This window comes from Actinosynnema sp. NPDC023658 (assembly GCF_040639995.1).
Taxonomy (GTDB): domain Bacteria; phylum Actinomycetota; class Actinomycetes; order Mycobacteriales; family Pseudonocardiaceae; genus Actinosynnema.
Genome location: NZ_JBFAAX010000658.1, coordinates 1 through 386 on the forward strand (window position 1 = coordinate 1; position 386 = coordinate 386).

General features: G+C 75.1%; 1 protein-coding gene. It reads left to right on the forward strand.

Annotation, left to right across the window (positions count from 1 at the left end):
• Positions 1 to 16: 16 nt before the first annotated feature.
• On the forward strand, positions 17 to 386 hold a 370-nt coding region (locus tag AB0G02_RS32775; protein WP_360801987.1), incomplete at its 3' end, for a prolyl oligopeptidase family serine peptidase.

A 386-nucleotide genomic window follows, 5' to 3' on the forward strand; every position in this document is an offset into this window, starting at 1 on the left:
GACCGTCGTCCACGCCGTGAGCGCCGACGGACTCACCGTGCCGTGCCTGCTCTACCGGCCGACGTCGGCGGACGCGGACGCGCCCGCGCCGGTCGTCCTCAGCGTCCACGGTGGACCGGAGTGGCAGGCCAAACCGACGTTCGACCCGCTGGTGCAGGCGCTGCTGGCGCGCGGGATCGGCGTGCTCGCGCCGAACTTCCGCGGGTCGTCCGGCCACGGGATGCGCCACCAGCGGCTGATCTACCGCGACTGGGGCGGCGGCGACCTGGCCGACCTGGAGGCGTCGGTGCGGCTGCTCGACGACGTGCCGTGGGCCGACACGACCCGGCTGGGCGTGCACGGCGCGTCCTACGGCGGGTTCGCCGCGCTGTCCTGCCTGACCATGC